The sequence below is a fragment of the Ferrovum myxofaciens genome, from assembly GCF_000735045.1.
GTDB classification, from domain to species: Bacteria; Pseudomonadota; Gammaproteobacteria; order Burkholderiales; family Ferrovaceae; genus Ferrovum; species Ferrovum myxofaciens.
Genome location: NZ_JPOQ01000564.1, coordinates 1 through 269, shown reverse-complemented (window position 1 = coordinate 269; position 269 = coordinate 1). Strand labels below are relative to the sequence as shown.

The following is a 269-nucleotide window of genomic DNA, read 5'->3' as shown; positions in this document are numbered from 1 at the left end:
AACAGTAAACCTCGAATGATTTCCGGCCGGGTTCGGTCACAAACCAGCAGCGCGCTTGTTTCTGAAGGTTTGCTACTGCTACACCTGCTACTTTTGCTACATTTACCCCTTTTCCACCCTGAAGCGTAGCAAAAGTAGCAGGTGTAGCGCTAGCGTTCCCACCAAAACCAACACCCTTGATAATGTCGTCAAGCCTCATGCCACCTCCCCACCAAGTAAAGCCGGGTTCACTTCGATGACCTTCCGCTTGAGTACAGATGTTTCTCTGG

At 50.6% G+C, this 269-nt stretch carries 1 protein-coding gene; it reads right to left on the bottom strand.

Features of this window, described 5'->3' with window-relative positions; all coding sequences use genetic code 11:
• On the bottom strand, positions 1-199 hold a 199-nt coding region (locus IV91_RS18795; protein WP_160171603.1), incomplete at its 3' end, for a hypothetical protein.
• Positions 200-269: the final 70 nt, after the last annotated feature.